Source organism: Lachnospiraceae bacterium KGMB03038, assembly GCA_007361935.1.
Classification (GTDB): domain Bacteria; phylum Bacillota; class Clostridia; order Lachnospirales; family Lachnospiraceae; genus Massilistercora.
In genome coordinates this window covers 2,871,904-2,890,219 of sequence record CP041667.1, presented here as the reverse complement: position 1 = coordinate 2,890,219, position 18,316 = coordinate 2,871,904, and the positions used below count along the sequence as shown (strand labels likewise).

General features: G+C 50.4%; 19 protein-coding genes. 18 read left to right on the top strand and 1 reads right to left on the bottom strand.

Annotated features, from left to right (window positions below):
• Positions 1 to 92 precede the first annotated feature (92 nt).
• From FND36_14265 to FND36_14240, 6 genes are all read left to right on the top strand, one after another.
• Entirely contained in the window at positions 93 to 281 is a 189-nt protein-coding gene (locus tag FND36_14265; GenBank protein QDW75645.1) for a hypothetical protein, read from the top strand.
• Positions 282 to 483: 202 nt separating this feature from the next.
• A complete protein-coding gene (locus tag FND36_14260) occupies positions 484 to 1,554 on the top strand; it encodes a glycosyltransferase (GenBank protein QDW75099.1) in 1,071 nt (356 codons plus the stop codon).
• Positions 1,555 to 1,615: 61 nt separating this feature from the next.
• Positions 1,616 to 2,638, top strand: a complete 1,023-nt coding sequence (locus tag FND36_14255; protein ID QDW75098.1) for a glycosyltransferase family 4 protein — start codon at positions 1,616 to 1,618, stop codon at positions 2,636 to 2,638.
• Positions 2,629 to 4,044 carry a HAMP domain-containing histidine kinase gene (locus FND36_14250; GenBank protein QDW75097.1) on the top strand — a complete coding sequence of 472 codons (1,416 nt, stop codon included), beginning with the start codon at positions 2,629 to 2,631 and terminating at the stop codon, positions 4,042 to 4,044. Before FND36_14255 ends, FND36_14250 begins: the two co-directional genes overlap by 10 nt.
• Positions 4,045 to 4,046: 2 nt before the next feature.
• Complete coding sequence (locus FND36_14245) at positions 4,047 to 4,754, top strand: response regulator transcription factor (GenBank protein ID QDW75096.1); 708 nt, start codon at positions 4,047 to 4,049, stop codon at positions 4,752 to 4,754.
• Between the two features lie 34 nt (positions 4,755 to 4,788).
• Positions 4,789 to 5,655 carry an EamA family transporter gene (locus tag FND36_14240; protein QDW75095.1) on the top strand — a complete coding sequence of 289 codons (867 nt, stop codon included), beginning with the start codon at positions 4,789 to 4,791 and terminating at the stop codon, positions 5,653 to 5,655.
• On the opposite strand, the gene FND36_14235 is transcribed toward FND36_14240, so the two are convergent.
• Complete coding sequence (locus FND36_14235) at positions 5,647 to 6,045, bottom strand: MerR family transcriptional regulator (protein QDW75094.1); 399 nt, start codon at positions 6,043 to 6,045, stop codon at positions 5,647 to 5,649. The genes FND36_14240 and FND36_14235 overlap by 9 nt on opposite strands.
• A gap of 266 nt (positions 6,046 to 6,311) precedes the next feature.
• Here FND36_14235 and FND36_14230 point away from each other — a divergent pair, with 266 nt between their 5' ends.
• The 12 genes from FND36_14230 (at position 6,312) to FND36_14175 (ending at position 18,315) form a co-directional block, all read left to right on the top strand.
• Positions 6,312 to 7,685 (top strand): MATE family efflux transporter, encoded by a 1,374-nt coding sequence (locus tag FND36_14230; GenBank protein QDW75644.1) that lies wholly within the window; start codon positions 6,312 to 6,314, stop codon positions 7,683 to 7,685.
• A 19-nt stretch (positions 7,686 to 7,704) separates the two neighbouring features.
• Positions 7,705 to 7,809, top strand: coding sequence for a LysR family transcriptional regulator (locus FND36_14225; GenBank protein ID QDW75093.1), 105 nt, complete (start codon positions 7,705 to 7,707; stop codon positions 7,807 to 7,809).
• 139 nt (positions 7,810 to 7,948) lie between these two features.
• Positions 7,949 to 9,238, top strand: coding sequence for an IS30 family transposase (locus FND36_14220; GenBank protein ID QDW75092.1), 1,290 nt, complete (start codon positions 7,949 to 7,951; stop codon positions 9,236 to 9,238).
• A 444-nt stretch (positions 9,239 to 9,682) separates the two neighbouring features.
• Entirely contained in the window at positions 9,683 to 10,864 is a 1,182-nt protein-coding gene (locus FND36_14215; protein QDW75091.1) for an iron-containing alcohol dehydrogenase, read from the top strand.
• A 19-nt stretch (positions 10,865 to 10,883) separates the two neighbouring features.
• Positions 10,884 to 11,984: a (4Fe-4S)-binding protein gene (locus tag FND36_14210; protein QDW75090.1), complete on the top strand. Its 1,101-nt coding sequence runs from the start codon at positions 10,884 to 10,886 to the stop codon at positions 11,982 to 11,984.
• A 164-nt stretch (positions 11,985 to 12,148) separates the two neighbouring features.
• Positions 12,149 to 12,871, top strand: coding sequence for a flavodoxin (locus FND36_14205; GenBank protein ID QDW75089.1), 723 nt, complete (start codon positions 12,149 to 12,151; stop codon positions 12,869 to 12,871).
• Positions 12,872 to 12,890: 19 nt separating this feature from the next.
• On the top strand, positions 12,891 to 13,595 hold the full coding sequence (locus tag FND36_14200) for a DUF4405 domain-containing protein (GenBank protein ID QDW75088.1): 705 nt from the start codon (positions 12,891 to 12,893) through the stop codon (positions 13,593 to 13,595).
• Positions 13,596 to 13,615: 20 nt separating this feature from the next.
• Positions 13,616 to 14,647 carry an FAD:protein FMN transferase gene (locus FND36_14195; GenBank protein ID QDW75087.1) on the top strand — a complete coding sequence of 344 codons (1,032 nt, stop codon included), beginning with the start codon at positions 13,616 to 13,618 and terminating at the stop codon, positions 14,645 to 14,647.
• 195 nt (positions 14,648 to 14,842) lie between these two features.
• Positions 14,843 to 15,988, top strand: a complete 1,146-nt coding sequence (locus tag FND36_14190) for an iron-containing alcohol dehydrogenase (protein QDW75086.1) — start codon at positions 14,843 to 14,845, stop codon at positions 15,986 to 15,988.
• A gap of 31 nt (positions 15,989 to 16,019) precedes the next feature.
• Positions 16,020 to 16,598: a hypothetical protein gene (locus tag FND36_14185; protein ID QDW75085.1), complete on the top strand. Its 579-nt coding sequence runs from the start codon at positions 16,020 to 16,022 to the stop codon at positions 16,596 to 16,598.
• A gap of 9 nt (positions 16,599 to 16,607) precedes the next feature.
• On the top strand, positions 16,608 to 17,381 hold the full coding sequence (locus tag FND36_14180) for a lysophospholipase (GenBank protein ID QDW75084.1): 774 nt from the start codon (positions 16,608 to 16,610) through the stop codon (positions 17,379 to 17,381).
• A 1-nt stretch (position 17,382) separates the two neighbouring features.
• Positions 17,383 to 18,315 (top strand): hypothetical protein, encoded by a 933-nt coding sequence (locus FND36_14175; GenBank protein ID QDW75083.1) that lies wholly within the window; start codon positions 17,383 to 17,385, stop codon positions 18,313 to 18,315.
• Position 18,316: the final 1 nt, after the last annotated feature.

Sequence of the window (18,316 nt, the reverse complement as noted above, 5' to 3'; positions counted from 1 at the left end):
GATTTTCAGATAAAAAGCTATAATAAGGCAATCAGGAACTGCGTTCCAGGATGGAAATTCTTGATAATAAAGACGAAACCGGGGGAGAGACGATGAAGAAAGAAACGGCGCACAGTTGTACTAGCTGCACGTATTATGTTTATGACGATGATTATGAGGAATATGTCTGTGATATCAACATGGACGAGGATGAGTATATCCGGCTGATCTCAGACTCTCATTATCAATGCCCCTATTACCGGAATGGAGATGATTACCGGATCGTAAGGAAACAGATGTAGGAGGACTGCGCCATTGCGGAGTATGTGGCAGCTGTATTTGAAGAACTGACAAAATAGGATATTTTATCGGAAAAGGATGGCGCGGGCCATCCTTTTTTTATGCATGAAAATTTTGTTTAGAAAATGTTTAAAAAATCTAATTGGTTCTGTTAGATTTCTGCTCTAAAGTAGTACCCAGATCAAAACAGAAAGAAGGGCGGTTATGGACAAAGCAGTGATCATTCCGGCGCTGAACCCGGACGGGAAGTTAAAAGAGATCGTAGAAAGGAACTTGGAGCTGGAGAATCTGGTGATCCTGGTGGACGATGGGAGCGACGAGGCTTACAGCCAGCTTTTCTGGGAACTGAGCGAAACTTGTATCGTACTGCATCACGAAGAAAACAGAGGAAAGGGGGCGGCCATTAAGACCGCCCTGAGATATATCAAGGAGGAACTTCGCCAATGCAGCGTGATCGGCATTATGGACGCGGACGGGCAGCATCTGCCGGATGATATGGAGAAACTGCTTCTAAAGGCCAGCAGCCACCCCAAAGCCCTGGTCTTAGGCAGCAGGACCATTGACCGGAAAGTGCCCTGGAAGTCGCGGGCAGGGAACCGGATCACAAGGGGAGTTTTCCACTTGTTGACAGGAGTGGCGCTTTCAGATACCCAGACAGGGCTGCGGGCGTTTTCTTTCCAGATGCTGGAATTTATGCTGGAAGCGGAAGGAAACAGATACGAGTACGAGATGGGAGTGCTGACCGCCTGCGCAAGGCGTGGGATAGAGATTATAGAGGTTCCCATCCAGACCATCTACCACGATAAAGAAAATAGCTGTTCTCATTTCCGGAGGATCAGAGATTCGATCAGGATCTACCGGCAGCTCTTCCGATTTTCTGCCGTTTCTCTTTCCAGTTTTGGGATTGATTATCTGCTGTTTGCGTTGTTTACGATTTTTCTGCCGGAAGCGCCCTGGAAGATTCCGGCCGCTAACATTGCGGCCAGAGTTCTCAGCGCGGTCTATAACTACGGGATGAACTGCAGATTTGTTTTTCATGAACGCAAAAGCTTAAGGACGGCGTCAGATTATCTGCTCTTAGCCGCGGCGGTCTTGGCCTTAAACAGTCTGGTGCTGGAAAGCTTTCTGGTATTCTTCCGGATTCCGGTATATCCCGCTAAGATCTTAACGGAACTAGTCTTGTTCTTGTTTAGCTGGCTGGTGCAGAAAAGATGGATTTTCCGGAGAAAGCAAGGGGAGTCTGTAAATTTCAAAAAGGGAGGGGAGTGCATATGAGAGGCACGGAATCAGTTGAGAAAGCGGTATTTGCGTTTCCCAGAAGAATAGGAGGAATGGAATGAAAATCTACATCTATAAGGGAGGCCTTTCAGTGGTCAGAAAAAGCGGTGTGGGGAGCGCGATCCTGCACCAGGAAAAAATGCTGGTTGAGACAGGCGCCCCATTGACAAATTATTGGAAAGAGGCTACGGTAGTACATATCAATACGGTCTTCCCAGATGCGGTCCTGGCGGCCCGCGCTGCAAGAAAGCAGGGGAAACAGGTGGTTTATTACGGTCATTCCACTATGGAGGATTTTAAACATTCCTTCATTGGATCGGACGTTTTGGCGCCTTTATTTAAGAAATGGATCTGTCACTGCTATGAGATGGGGGATGTGATCGTAACGCCTACGGAGTATTCTAGAAGACTGCTTTTAGAATACGGGATCAAAAAGCCAATCTACGCGGTTACCAACGGGGTGGACATCCAGTTTTTTCAGCCGGATAAGGAGGCGGGGGAGCGCTTCCGCAGACGATATCATATACCGGCAGACAAAAAAGTTGTCATCTCGGCGGGGCATTTGATTGAGAGAAAAGGGATCTTTGATTTCCTGGAACTGGCCCGTCGGATGCCGGAAACACAGTTTGTCTGGTTTGGCGGAGACTTTCGCCTGGCGCTTCCCCGGAAGGTAAAAAAGACGGTCAAGGGCCGGCCAGGAAACGTGATTTTTGCGGGCTATGTAGAGGCTTATGAATTGAAGGAGGCATACTGCGGAGCAGATGCCTTCGCCTTTCTAAGCTATGAGGAAACGGAAGGAATCGTGGTATTGGAAGCCCTTGCCAGCGGCGTACCGGTATTAGTGAGAGACATTCCGGTCTATGATGGCTGGCTGGAAGACGGCGTTCAGGTATATAAAGCCAATTCCGCGGAGGGGTTTCGGAGGCGGCTGGATCAGGTTTTTGCAGAAGACACGTCCGAGCTTAGGGAAAGGGGAAGACGTTTGGCCTGGGAACACAGCATCTATCAGGCGGGAATGTTCCTGGATGGGGTCTATCAGCTTGAGAAGCTGGGAAGAAAGGAGAAAAAGGCATGTCTCTGAAAAAGCGGATGTTCCGTTCCAATATGCTGATCTTATGTTCGGCTTTGGTTTCCTTGATGTTGATTCTGCTTCTGGTGTTGATTTTATTCGAGGATTCTGTGGAAAGCCAGCTGCACTCCATCAGCCAGACAAGGCTGGAAAGTCATGTGGGAGAAGTGGCGCGGATTGTGGATCAAGAGGAGATGGATCGTGCCCAAGATCTTCAAAAAGAAGTGGGAAAATGGGGATATCAGTCGGCGGTGATCCAAGAAGGGAAAGTACGTTCCGGGGACGACAGCGACCGGATGGCGGACCTGGCGGAATTCTTCCATCAAGAGCAGATCAGCGGAAATGAGACGAACATCTTCTCATTTGAAAAGATGACGATTGTTGGAAAGGAACTGTCTGGGGGAAGAGGATATCTGGTGGCAGTTCATTTCCCGGAAGAGAATTGGCTTACATCTTCTTTGAACAGTTCCTTTTATCTCTTTTTAGGAGGCGTTTTCCTGGCAGGGATCAGCGCTATCGTGATCCTTTTGATCCTGGCTTCCTTTTTTACCCGGAAGATGAACAGGAGAGTCATGGAACCGGTGGAATTGTTAGTGTCCGGGGCGGAGCGGATCAAAAACGGGAATCTCCAGGAAGAGATCGTCTATGAGGGCGAAGAAGAGTTTGAGCACGTCTGCCAGACCTTTAATGCCATGCAGCATACGATTCTGGAAGATCAGAAACAGCGGGAGAAATATGAGAGGGCAAGGACGGATATGGTAACCGGGATCTCGCATGATCTGCGTACTCCTTTGACTTCTATCCGAGGTTATATCAAGGGGGTCCTGGATCATGTGGCGGATACGCCCAAAAAGCAGGAACTGTATCTGAGGACCGCTTATGAATCTACAGAGGAAATGAATGTGCTGCTGCAGAAGCTCTTTGATTTCTCCCGGATGGAAAGCGGCCAGATGCCATTTCATATGGTCAGGGTGGATCTGGCGGAATTTACCGCCGCTTATACGGCCAAAAAGGAGGAAGCGCTGGAACCGGGAAAAGGCAGAATGACTTTCCGGAAGGATCAGGAGACGCTGCCGGAGATTTTGATGGATGTGGAACAGATTCCGCGGATTTTTGATAATCTGCTGGAGAACAGTATGAAATATGCGGGGACCTGTCCGGTAGAGATAGAGATTCATGTTTTTGAAAGTGAGGATTCCGTAGTCCTGGAATGGAAGGATAATGGAAGCGGAGTACCGGAAGAAAAACTGCCGCGGATTTTTGAGAGATTTTATCGGTGTGATGAGTCCAGAAGTGAACAAGGCAGCGGTGTGGGTCTCTATGTGGCTTCTTATATCATGGAGCGGCATCAAGGAAGAATTGAAGCGGAGAACGACCAGGGGCTGAAGATCCGGCTGATCTTTCCAAAGGAGGTGTAGGGATGGCTAAGATCTTGATCGTAGAAGATGATGATAAAATTGCCTGGCTGGAGAAAGACTATCTGGAAAGCAATGGGTATGAGACGGAGATTATAGAGAGAGGGGATCAGGTGATCCCCAAACTGAAAGAGGCTGAATACGACTTGATTCTTCTGGATCTTATGCTCCCCGGGCTTGACGGGTACGATATCTGCCGAAGAATCCGGGATGAGATTGATATTCCGATTCTGATGGTAACGGCAAGAGCAGAAGGCGTGGATGTGATCCGCGGGGTGGGTCTTGGAGCCGATGACTATATTACAAAGCCCTTTGATCCTTCTCAGCTTGTGGCAAGGGTCCGCGCTCATTTAAAGCGATACGCGAGACTGACGGCGAAGCGAGGGGAAGAATTGGGGACCGGAAGAGGCAAAGAACGCATCCAGATCCAGGATGTAGTAGTGGAGCCGCTTACCCGGAAGGTGTGGAAAGGAGATAGGGAATTGAGGCTCCCAAACCGGGAATTTGAACTGCTCTCTTTTCTGGCCGAGAATCCTAATATTGTGTTTTCTAAAGAAGCGTTGTTTGAGAAAATCTGGGGTTTTGATTATATTTCCGATGCCGCTACCGTGTCGGTCCATATCAACCGTCTGAGGGAGAAGATTGAAGACGATGCCCGCAATCCTAAGATTCTGGAGACTGTTTGGGGCGTAGGATACCGTCTGAATCTTTAGATGAAAGAAGAAAAGAGAAAGAAGGAATGAGAAAATGTGGCTTTTCTACGCCATAGGATCCGCTTTTTTCGCCGGTGTGACTTCCATTCTGGCAAAATGCGGCATCCAGAAAACGGACTCTACCGTGGCGACGGCAGTGCGGACGGCGGTGATCCTGATCTTTTCCTGGGTGATGGTATTTGCGGCAGGTTCCTGGGGACAGATCCGGGAGATCAAGGGGAACACCCTGCTGTTTCTGATCCTGTCGGGGCTGGCCACAGGAGCTTCCTGGCTGTGCTATTTTAAGGCTTTGCAGACCGGAGAGATCAATAAGGTGGTTCCCATTGATAAATCCAGTACCGTTTTGACCATCCTGCTGGCCTTGCTCTTTCTTGGGGAAGGTATTTCTCTGCCCAAATTGGGGGCAGTGGTTTTGATCGCTGTGGGAATCCTGATGATGATCGAGAAGAAGGATGTGCGGGAACAGAAGGAAAGGGGGAAAAGAGGCTGGTTCCTTTATGCGGCTGGTTCCGCCTTTTTTGCCAGCCTGACGGCTATCCTTGGGAAGATCGGCATCACCGGGGTGGAGTCCAATCTGGGAACAGCCATCCGTACCTGCGTGGTACTGGTCATGGCTTGGATGATGGTAGGAATCCAGGGAAAGGGCAGCCAGATCCGGCAGATCCCGCCAAGAGAGGGGGCTTTCATCTGTGCTTCCGGGCTGGCTACGGGCGCCTCCTGGCTGTGCTACTACCGGGCGCTGCAGGAAGGACCGGCAAGCATCGTGGCTCCCATTGACAAGCTGAGCGTGCTGGTCACAGTGGTATTTTCTTACTTTGTATTCGGCGAGACGCTGGGGAAGAAAGAAGGAGCGGGGCTTTTGCTCCTGACTGCCGGAACTGTGGCGATGGCCTTACTTTGAAAGAATCAGGTTGCTGATATAGGGACGCTTCCCGGAGAGGACATCGTCATAGAATTCCTGTTTCCAGTCAATATAATCGACACATCCCTTCAATTCGTCTATGGAGGCCAGGAGAGCTTCCCGCTTTTTGGCCAGCATTTCTTTTCTCTGGGTGATGGTGGAAGATCCCTCCAGACAGAGGGCCAGATATTCCTTCATCTCCTGGATGCTCATACCGCATTTCTTTAAGCAGACCAGATCTTTGATCCATTTGATATCCCGTTCGTCAAAGATCCTCCGGTTATTCTTGTCCCGCTTCACGTTGGGGACTAATCCTTCGTTGCAGTAATATTTCAAGGCCTGGTAGGTCATATCCGTCTCTTTGCAGGCCTGCATCATGGTATAGGTCATTAAAGGCGCCTCCTTTTCAGATTTCATTATGTTCTGTATTCTTAACCGATAGAAACAATCGGTTGAAACAATCATATTGTACAGCAAAACAATCATAAATACAAGAACTGTGCTTCCCGATATTCCTCTTATTGCGCGAAAACTGTGAGGCTATGCTCAAGAGGCATGAGTCTGAATGAAAACTAAGCATTGGAGAATCTGAAAAGAAAGACTTATACTTGAGGGGAAATAGGTCATTTTGAGGTGGAAAACAAATGGATTCGATGATAAGCAGACTGATAGAGCCTCGGCAGGAGATCAGGGAAGAGCAGAAGATTTTTTCTAATAAAGCTTTACAGGTGCTGCTCCTGCCGCTCTTTCTGGAACAGCTTCTGGAAGTGCTGGTGGGAGTGGCGGATACTTTTATGGTAAGCTACGCGGGAGAGGCGGCAGTCTCCGGCGTCTCTCTGGTCAATATGTTCAATACGGTATTTCTCTTTTTATTTTCCGCATTGGCGGCAGGAGGCGCGGTGGTGGTCAGCCAGTACATCGGAAGCGGGAATCGGAAGAATGGAAATCTGTCCGCGGGGCAGTTAGTCACTATTGCGGCCCTCTTTTCCATAGGGGCTATGATTTTTTCGCTGGTTTTCAATAGACAGCTTCTAAGGCTTCTCTTTGGGGAAGTGGATCGGGATGTGATGGAGGCTTGTGTCACATATCTGCGGATCTCCGCCTATTCCTATCCGGCTATCGCTGTTTACAATGCGGGGGCGGCCGTATACCGCAGTATGGGTAAGACCCGGACTACCATGCATATTTCTTTGGCGGCTAATGGGGTAAATATCGCAGGTAATGCGATCGGCGTGTTTGTGCTCCACGCGGGAGTGGCGGGAGTGGCTTATCCGTCTTTGATCGCGCGGACATTTTCCGCTATGGTGATGGCAGTGCTGTGTTTCCAGAAGAAAAATACAGTTTGCCTAGAATGGAAGAATCTGCTGCGCTGGGATGGCCGGATGATCAAAAGGATCCTTGGGATTGCGGTCCCAAACGGCATCGAGAACGGACTGTTCCAGTTGGTCAAGGTAGCTTTAAGCAGTATCACGGCTTTGTTTGGCACGGTGCAGATTGCGGCCAATGGCGTGGCGCAGAGCTTCTGGTCTGTGGCGGCGCTGATGGGGACCGCCCTGGGACTTGCCTTCGTTACGGTGATTGGCCAGTGTATGGGAGCGGGTGATACCAGCGCGGCGGAATACTATATGAAGAAGCTGCTGCGGATCACGTTCCTGGCCTCCATCTTGTGGAACGCTTTGATTCTGGCGGTCACGCCTCTGGTGCTTAAGGGGTATGCGCTGTCAGCGGAGGCGGCGCGCCTGGTGGTGGAACTGGTGCTGCTGCACAATCTGTTCAACGCCTTGTTCTATCCGCTGTCCGGCGCCCTCTCAAACGGGCTGCGGGCGGCAGGGGATGTGAAGTTTACCATGTATGTCAGCATCGGTTCCACCATGGGATGCCGGGTACTGTTCTCCATCGTCTTAGGAATATGGCTGGATCTTGGAGTGATCGGAGTGGCGCTGACCATGTGCATGGATTGGATGCTGCGGGCATCCTGCTTCTGGCTGCGGTTCCGAACAGGGAAGTGGAAACGGTTCCAAGTGATATAGAAGAAAAAAGGAGGTTATCATGGAAATACGGGTGCTGCGTTATTTTTTAACGGTGGTCAGGGAGGAAAGTATTACAAAGGCGGCGGAGAAGTTCATCGCTTATGTGAAAGAGCAGGTTAATTGAAAAATTAATTGCAACATAGGTTGTTGCGGTTAGAATTACAAGGCATATGAGCCATGGAGTTGCAGTTGTAACTTCATGGTTTCTTTTTGCCTTTTTTCCAGTATACTATCCTTGTCCTGTCTTCGGATTGGAGGTAACCATGAGTAATAAACACCTTACATATGACGACAGGCTCGCCATCCAGTCAGGTCTGCAGCAGGGATTGAAGGTCGCACAGATCGCCAAAAACATTGGAAAGGATCGGTCTACTGTCGGCAGAGAGATCAAAGCACACCGCAGGCTGGTCAAAACGTCAGGGGGCAATAACTGTATCCACCATTGTACCTGTACCAGAATCCCAAACTGCCGTCAGGGATGCTTTCGTGGGAAGAAACAGTGCCAGACAGCATGTGGACGATGTCAGGAAGGATGCCCTGATTATCAGGAAGAGTTCTGTACAGATTACGAAAAGTCGCCGTTTGTCTGTAATGCCTGTGACCACCGGCTTCGCTGCCGTCTGCGCAGGATGCTCTATGACGCCAAGCATGCTCAGCAGCAGTATGAACAGATGCTCTCTGAATCCCGTAAAGGAATCTCTCTTACAGAGCAGGAGTTAAACCGGATCAATGATACGATCACACCGCTGTTAAAAAAGGGGCAGTCACTCCCGGTTATCTGTGAACGTCACAGAGATGAACTGCCCGTATCGGAACGGACGATCTATTCCTATATTGATGCAGGCCTTTTGGATGCCAGAAATATAGACCTGAGAAGGAAACTGCGCAGACCGGAACGGAAAAAGAGCGGTCCGGTTCTCCGGGTAGACCGGAAATGCCATATCGGACGCAGTTATGAGGAATACGAGGAATATATGCGCCAGAATCCAGATGCCATAGTCAGCCAGATGGACAGTGTGGTCATACACAAAGGCGGCCAGACACTGCTGACAATCTTGTTTACCAACTGTGACGTACAGCTCATGTTCCTGAGAGAGCGCAACACAGCGGGATCAGTAACAGAAATATTCTGCCGGCTGCGGAAAGCACTTGGAGATGAGAAATTCCGGATGCTTTTTCAGGTTATTATTACCGATCGGGGAAGCGAATTCAGCGATCCCGAAAAAATCGAAGCAGATATGGAGACCGGAGAGATCCAGTGCCGCGTATTCTATTGTAACCCGATGAATACAAATCAGAAGAGCAACTGTGAACGGAACCATGAATTGATCCGTTATATCATACCTAAAAATCATGCAAAGGATGAATATACGGAAGAAGAAATCAGGGAAATGATGAACCACATCAATTCCTATCCCCGAAAAAAGTGGAACGGACAGGCTCCTATAGATCTTTTTATCAAGATCTACGGCCAGGAGACTGCGAACCTCCTGGGCCTTGAAAAGATCCCATCCGATTCCATAACCCTTACACCGGCTTTATTTAAGAAGTAAACCGGAATTTAAGAGAAGACAGGACACGATAAAAAAGGAAACACAAACAGGGTGCATTTACAACTTCTGCGAAAAGTAAAAAATGCAGTCTGTGTTTTGTCATGCCTTCCTTTAAGAAATTTTACAAGGAAAATCGGAAAAAGGCAATCCAAAGCCAGAAAAACAGCTTAAAACTGTTGCAGTTACTCATGATATTATGCAGTTACAACTTCATAAAGTTTTCAATGTGCAGTTACAACTTCAATGTTGCAGTAAGGATTTCAATTAACCATGTGAAAGAGCAGCTGGCATGAACCATGCTTTTTAGGTATGGTCAGACGTGAAAAGGAAGTATTGGACAGGAAATCTGAGCAAAATTATAATAAATGATGCCAGGGGCAGCAGGTCACAATCCGCAGGCATCATGGTTTATAGAAGAAACAGATTCAAGAAGGAGGCACTTTTATGAGTTACAATTTTTATCAGCCCACAAGAGTATTATTTGGCCCAGGCCGTTTGAATGAATTGGGAGAAAATATAAAGACTTTGAACCTTGGCAAAAAAGCGGCGGTGGTGATCTCCAATGGGAAATCCACCCGCGCCAACGGATCTCTTGAACGGACGGAAGAACAGCTTCATAGCGCCGGTATTGAGACGGTGCTCTTCGATAAGATCCAGGCCAATCCTCTGGCCAGTACGGTGATGGAAGGCGCGGCTTTTGTAAAGGAAAGTCGATGCGACTTTATCGTCGCGTTAGGCGGCGGAAGTGTCATGGACGCCTCTAAGATCATCGCCATCATGGCCACAAATCCAGGAGATGTGTGGGACTACGCGTTTGGAGGCCACGGCGGCTGCAAGCCGTATACAGAGACGCCGCTTCCGGTAGTGGCTGTCACTACAACGGCAGGCACGGGATCAGAAGTGGACGCCTGGGGCGTGGTCAACAATGAAAAATATGATGAGAAGATCGGCCTTGGCGGCGCGGATGCCAGCCATCCGGTACTGGCAGTGGTGGATCCGGAGCTGATGACCACCGTTCCGCCTAAATTCACAGCCTATCAGGGATTTGACGCCTTATTCCACAGTACAGAGGCCTACATCACCAGTCCGGCCAATCTGATGAGCGATATGTTTGCCCTGACAACCATTGAGAATATTGGAAAATATCTGGCCAGGGCTGTGAAAGATGGCCAGGACCTGGAGGCAAGAGAGCACGTGGCATTTGCCAATACCTTGTCCGGCCATGTGATGGAGCTCGGCGCGTGCAGCAGCGAACATTCCATGGAACACGCTATGTCCGCCATGCACCCGGAACTGCCCCATGGGGCGGGACTGATCATGATCAGCCTGGAATATTATAAATACTTTATTGAGAAGCACGCCTGTGACGACCGGTTTATCCAGATGGCGAAAGCCCTTGGGAAAGAGGATGCGGAAGAACCCATGGATTTCGTCCATGCCCTTGCGGATCTTCAGAAAGCCTGCGGCGTAGACGATCTGAAGATGTCTGATTACGGACTGAAACCGGAAGAGTTCCAGGAAATGGCCCAGAAAGCCAAAGATACCATGGGAGGCCTGTACGCGGCAGACCGGGTAGAACTGAGTGTGGAAGACACAGCCCTGATCTATCAGAAATCTTATCGTTAATTACAGGAGGAAGAGAGACATGCAGTATCGGACACTTCCCCATGGCGGGGAGAAGATCAGCATCCTGGGACTGGGGACCAGTTCCATCCAGGAGGCCAGTGAGAAAGAGATTGAAGAGACGATCGCGCTGGCAGTGGAAGAAGGGATCAACTATTTTGACATGGCCTCCGCGGAAGCCAAACCATTCCCTGCCTACGGAAGAGCGCTTGCAAATGTTCGGGACCAGGTGTATTTTCAGATCCATTTTGGAGCGGATTACGCTTCTGGTACCTATGGGTGGACCACCAGCCCGGAGAAGATCCGGCGGTCCATCGACTGGCAGCTTAAAGCCTTGCAGACAGATTATATTGATTTTGGATTCCTCCACTGTATCGATGAAACATCGGATTTGAAACAGGTGGAGAAAAGCGGTGTCATCGACACGATCCTCAGACTGAAAGAGGAGGGAGCGGTCCGCCATGTGGGACTGTCTACCCATACGCCTAAGATCGCGCAGCAGGTACTGGATATGGGAATCCTGGATATGATGATGTTCTCCGTGAACCCGGCCTATGACTATCAGAAAGGGACTTACGGCATCGGGAGCATTGACGGCCGGATGGAACTGTACCGCCGGTGCGAGAGAGAAGGCGTGGGCATCTCCGTCATGAAAGCCTTCGGCGGCGGACAGCTTTTAGACGGGCGGACATCCCCTTTCGGAAAAGCGCTGACAGAGTACCAGTGCATCCAATACGCTCTGGATAAGCCGGGAGTGCTGACGGTGCTTCCAGGAATCCGGGGCAAGAAAGATCTGAAGAGGATCCCGGGCTTCTGCCAGGCTTCCCAGGAGGAAAAAGACTATTCTGTGATCGGAAGTTTCGCGCCCCAGGATGCGGAAGGAGTCTGTGTCTACTGCAACCACTGCGCGCCCTGTCCAAAAGGCCTGAATGTAGGCCTGATCAATAAATATTACGATCTGGCGAAGGCAGGGGACGCTCTGGCACGGGATCATTACCGGAAGCTGGAGAAGAAAGCGGATCAGTGTATCCAGTGCGGACACTGTGACCGCCGCTGTCCCTTCCACGTGGCCCAGGGAGAGCGGATGCGGGAGATCAGCGATTATTTTGCCGGGCAGGAATGATGGAAAACCATACTCTTTGGGCATGGTTCTGTATGAAAACCAAGTATTAGACGCGGGAGCAAAGGCTCGCTTATAATGTAGGTGCAGAGCAGGAAGGTCCTGTGACTGCACTTACTTTATATATTGTTTTGTGAGAAAGCGGACCAAAAAGGAGGAACACAAACATGAAGCGAAGACTTGTCAGTATATTACTTGTAGGAATTCTGATATTTTCGATCAATGGCTGCGGAAGCGCAGAAGAGGAAGCCCCGGCAGAGAACTCCCAGCAGGAAGAGGCGGCGCCGGAAGATACAGAGGGAGAGGATGAAACTGCCTCCCAAGCAGAAGGAAACACGGACGCTTCTGTCCTGGTAGCTTACTTTACCTATGGAGAGAATGCGGATCTGCCGGAGGACGTGGACGCATCTTCCAGCGCCAGCATCCAGAGCTACAATGGCGAGACAACAGGAAATACAGGTCTGGTCGCCCACATGATCAGCGATGCGCTGGGCGCGGATCTTTTTTCTATCCAGACCACGGAACCCTACCCGGACAACTATGACGATACGGTAGACCAGGGACAGGAAGAGCAACGTTCGGATGAAAGACCTCAGCTTGCGTCTCAGCTGGAAGGTTTGGACGGTTATGACACCATTTTCCTGGGATATCCTAACTGGTGGGGAGATATGCCGATGGCGGTCTATACCTTCCTGGAGACCTATGATCTGTCCGGAAAGACGGTGATTCCCTTCGTGACCTCCGGCGGCAGCGGCTTCTCAGGAACCGTGGAAGAGATTGAGAGCTTACAGCCGGATGCCCAGGTAGAGGAAGGGATTGCCCTTGGAGCCTCAGAAGCGGCAGAGGCCCAGGGAGAAGTGGAAGACTGGCTGGACAGCCTTGGGTATTAAAAAGCAGGGAGGAATTTAGATGAAACCAGTGTTGAAATGGAAAATGCTGATCGATCTAGTCATGACGGTATGCCTTCTCTTCCAGATGGCATATATGCTGGTGGGGAATACGGTCCATGAGTGGATGGGAGCCGGGATGTTCCTTCTATTCCTGATCCATCATGGGCTGAATTGGAGGTGGTACCGGAACTTGTTCCGAGGCAAATATATGCCGGCCCGAATCTTGCAGACGGCGGTGAATTTCCTGGTATTGCTGTGTATGCTGGGATTGATGGTAAGCGGGGTTCTTCTGTCCAGAGATGTTTTTGTATTCCTTAACGTGCAGGGACATTCAGGGACTGCCAGGATCCTCCATATGCTGTCGGCTTACTGGGGCTTCCTTTTGATGAGCGTCCATATCGGCCTGCACTGGGGTATGGTTCTGGGAGTGATAAGAAACAGGGCGGGGCAAAAGGGAACTTCTCCGGCCAAAAGATGGGGGCTTCGAGCGATCGGAGCCGCGGCAGGGATCTATGGACTCTATGGATTCCTGAAGCACGATATTGTTTCCTATCTGTTTCTGCGCAGTTTGTTCGTGTTTTTTGATGGATCACAGCCTCTATGGTTGTTCCTGATAGAATATCTTGCTATAATGTGCCTGTGGGCGCAGATCGCCTGCTATCTGGCGCGGGGTCTCCAGAAGATCCAAAGCCTCGGAGGAAGGACTGGCGCCGGAAAGAAATAACAAGATCAAAGGAGCAGCAGATGAAGAGGATGATCAGAAGCCTTATCATAATACTGACACTTGGTTCTCTGACGGCGTGCGCGTCAGCGGGGCAGGAGGCGGAGCAGTCCCAGGTGAGTTTCTTTGCCATGGATACCTATATGACGCTGACGGCCTACGGAGAAGGCGGAGAAAAGGCCTTAGGAGATGTGCGGGAAGAGATCCAAACACTGGAGAGCGAATGGTCTGTGACAGATACGGAAAGCGAGATTTATCAGGTCAACCACAGCGGCGGAAATCCGGTGGAATTAAGCGGCGATACCGCGAAGGTTGTAGAGTTTGCCCTGGATATGGCTAAGAAGACGGAAGGGGCTTTGGACCCGACCATCTATCCGGTGCTGGAAGCCTGGGGATTTACCACAGATGAAAATCGGATTCCAGAGCCGGAAGAACTTCAGGCACTGCTGGAGCATGTGGGCTATGAAAACGTAGAGCTGAATGGACAGGAGATCCTGCTTCCAGAAGGGATGGAACTGGATCTGGGAGCCGTAGGCAAAGGCTATGCGGGAGACGTGGCGGCAGAAATGCTGGAAGAGCAGGGGATCACATCCGCGCTCTTAGACTTGGGCGGCAATATCCAGGCGATCGGGTCCAGACCTGGCGGCGGAGATTGGCGTCTTGGCATCCGCAATCCCTTTGGCGATGGACAAGTGGGAATGCTGACGGTCTCCGACTGCGCGGTGGTCACATCAGGAAGCTACGAACGGTATTTCGTAGGGGAAGATGGCAGGGAGTACTGCCATATCATTGATCCGGCGACCGGATATCCGGTGGACAATGGATTGGTTTCCATGACGATCGTGACAGAGGAGGGAAAGGTGGCCGATGCCCTTTCTACGTCCATGTTTGTGAAAGGATTGGAAGAAGCGGAAGAATACTGGCGGGAGCACCAGGATTTTGAGATGATCGCCATTACCAAGGAAGGAGAAGTGTATGTGACGGAAGGGCTGGAAGACCGGTTTACACTGGGCAGTTCTTTTGAGAATATGGAGCTTCATATCGTGGAGGCATAGGGAGAGCTGATGACGATCGTGACAGCAGACTGCAGGCAGGCGCCTGCAGTTTTTTTGCGCGATACGCCGGACTGAATCAGTTACAAAAAATAAAAATTTTTCAAAATCCTCTTGACCGGTTGTTACAACCGGTTGATACAATCACAGCGTAAAGAGAAAGAAGAACAAACATCAACCAGACAGGAGGATTTTACTATGGATGCATTTACATTTACTTACCCCACAAAAGTTTATTTTGGAGAAGGAGCCGCAAAGAAAGCGCTGGGAGCGGAACTGGCCAAGGCTGGGAAGACAGTCATGCTGGCCTATGGAGGGAACTCTCTGAAAGCCAACGGCATCTATGACGAGTTAAGAGGAATCCTGGAAGAAGCGGGAAAAGAAGTGGTCGATTTCCCAGGCATCATGCCCAATCCAACTTACGCGAAAGTCCAGGAGGGAGCGGCGCTGGCCAAGGAGAAGAAGGTAGATTTTATCCTGGCCGCAGGCGGCGGAAGCGTGATCGACTGCTGTAAAGTCATTTCCGCCCAGGCAAAACTGGATCAGGATATCCGGGAAATGGAATATACCTCCTATCAGTTCCCTACAGACGGGATTCCTATGGGAGCTGTGGTGACTGCTTCCGGAACCGGGGCGGAGATGAACGCCGGCGCGGTCATCACCTGCGAAGACTTAAATTGGAAAGGACTGATTGTTGGAAAGGGCGCGGAATTTGCCATCCTGGATCCCGCTTACACGGCTTCTGTTCCAAGAAACCAGGTGCTTTCCGGAGCCTTTGATACGCTGAGCCACGCTATGGAAACCTATCTTGGACAGTCAGACCAGGACAATGTATCGGATGAAGTGGCCCTGGCGGTTATGCGCAATACGGTAGTCAACATGCGCCGTCTGCTGGCGGATGTCAATGATATGCAGGCAAGGAGCAATCTGATGTGGGATTCCGCAATGGCGGAAAACGGCATCTTAAAAGCGGGGCGCCTGACAGACTTCCAGGCGCATCAGATCGAGCATCAGCTTGGAGCGTATACGGACTGCAACCATGGACAGGGACTGGCTGTGATCCACCCGGTATACTACCGGCACATTCTGGAAGACGCGAGGGAGAAATTCACCCGTTTTGCCAGGGAAGTATTTCAGGAAGAAACAGCGGAAGAAGGAATTGAGGCTTTGGCCTCATTTATCCAAGAATGCGGCCTTCCAACCCGTCTTGGCCAGTTGAGATCCAAGGCAGAAATCACGCCGGATATCCTGCGCAAAGTGGCGGATACCTGCAATATCATCAAATGTGGCCCTCGTGAATTGAGCCGGGATGAGATCTATGAGATCCTGATGGAATGTAAGTAGGAGGGAAAAGGTTAGAAAGGAGACAAATGCTATGAAAAGAAAGATCATCAGTATCCTTTTAACGATTGCGCTGGCCGCCGCGCTGACTGCCTGCGGCCAGACCCAGAACAGCGCGGAAACGCAGACGGAAAGCGGGAATGTACTGATCGCTTATTTTTCCTGGTCAGGGAATACCGCCCAGATGGCTTCCTCTATCCAGGAGCAGACAGGAGGGGATCTGTTTGAGATCCAGCCGGTGACTCCTTATCCGGAAGATTACAGCGAATGTGGAGATGTGGCCCTGGAAGAGCGGGACAGCAACGCAAGGCCAGAGATCCAGAACCTGCCAGAGTCCCTGGAGGGTTATGATACCCTTTTTATCGGCTATCCGATCTGGTGGCATACCGCGCCGATGATCATAGGGACATTCCTTGAGAATTATGATCTGACAGGCATCGATGTATATCCGTTTACCCAGTCTGCTTCTATGGACACGGAACAGTTTGATAATTCCATGGAATTTGTCAGAGGATGCGCGGGAAATGGAACGGTCCATGATGGTCTGTTTGTGGATGAGGAAGATACAGAGGCGATCAGCGCCTATCTGACGGAAAATGGATTTGGCGAGTGAAGAGATGAGATGACCTATGAATACAAAAGCCAGGAGCTGTATGCCAGGCGGGGAGATCACCGGATCTACGGGGTCATCTATATCCCAGAAGGCGCCGACGGACCGTTGCCGGCGGTGATCTTCTCCCATGGCTTTGGAGGAAACTATCAGGTGGGAATTCCTTACGCCCAGGCCCTGGCCCAGAGAGGCTATGTGGTTTACTGTTTTGATTTCTGCGGAGGTTCACCGGGAAGCCGGAGCGATGGCTCTACGCTGGAAATGTCCTTATTTACGGAGCGGGAAGACCTGGAAGCAGTGATACGCATGATCCAGGGACTGGATTATGTGGATCGGGAGCAGTTATTTCTGATGGGGACCAGTCAGGGGGGAGCCGTATCTGCCATTACCGGCGCGGATCATGAAGAAGAGATCCGTGGGATGATCCTCCTGTATCCGGCGTTTATCCTGGCTGACCAGGCAGGTGAGATGTTCTCCAGCAAAAGAGAGATCCCGGACATAATGTATTTTCTCTGGATGGAAGTGGGGCGGGCCTATTTCGAACCCTTGATCGGCTATGATATTTATGGAGAGATCAGCCGTTATGAAAAAGATGTGCTGCTGCTCCACGGCGACCAAGACAGCATAGTTCCTCTTTCTTCTTCAGAACAGGCGCTGAAGGCATACCAAAGCGCGGAATTAGAAGTCATATCCGGGGCTGGGCATGGATTCTACGGCGAGGAAGAAGAGCAGGCGGTGGAATCGATCCTGACATATTTAGAAGAACATAAAAAAGGAGGAAATTAAAATGATTTTTTATTTCACCGCTACGGGCAACAGCCTGTATGCGGCAAAATATCTGGAGGAAGAGAGAATCAGTATCCCCCAGATTATTGACAAGGAGCACTTAGAGTTCCAGGCGGACAGGATTGGGATAGTCTGTCCGGTATATGGCCATGAGGTTCCCCAGATGGTACAGGACTTCTTGGCAAAGGCTTCTTTTGAGACCGATTATTTCTATATGGTGCTGACCTATGGAAACCGGCATGGCGGGGCGGCGGAACTGGCCTGGAAGCTGTGCCGGAAATGCGGGATCCAGCCAGATTATATCAATGTTTTAATGATGGTGGACAACTGGCTACCTAGTTTTGATATGAATGAGCAGAGGGCCATCGATAAGAAGGTGGATGACCATCTGGAAGTGATCAAGAAAGAAATCGAAGGAAGAGTCCATAAGATCTCAGAGGTGACCGATACCGACCGGGCGGCTCACCAGCAGTTCTTGGAAAACCAGTCAAAACTTCCGGCAGATCTGTGGCAGCATCTGATCACCGTGGGGAAAGGCTGCGTAGGCTGCGGACTTTGTGAACAGGTCTGTCCTTCCGGATCTATCCGTGTGGAACAGGGGAAGGCGGAAGTAAACGAAGGATATACGCCCAAGCTCAAGCCTCTGGGGGTATCCCTGGACGCCTATGGCACCATCATCCTGGGAACCCCTACTTGGTGGTATACCATGGCCCCGGCAGTCCTTTCGTTCCTGCGGGAAAATGATCTGTCAGGGAAAAGGGTGATCCCCTTCCAGACTCATGCGGGATGGCCGGGACATGGACTAAAAGATATAGAAGAGGAGCTTCCGGGAGCTGTAGTAGAAAAAGGAAAGATGATACAGTTCAGTGCACAGGAATTTGGGAAATTGGTAACGCCTAAGAAGGAGATCCAGCGCTGGATCGCGGAGTTGTAAG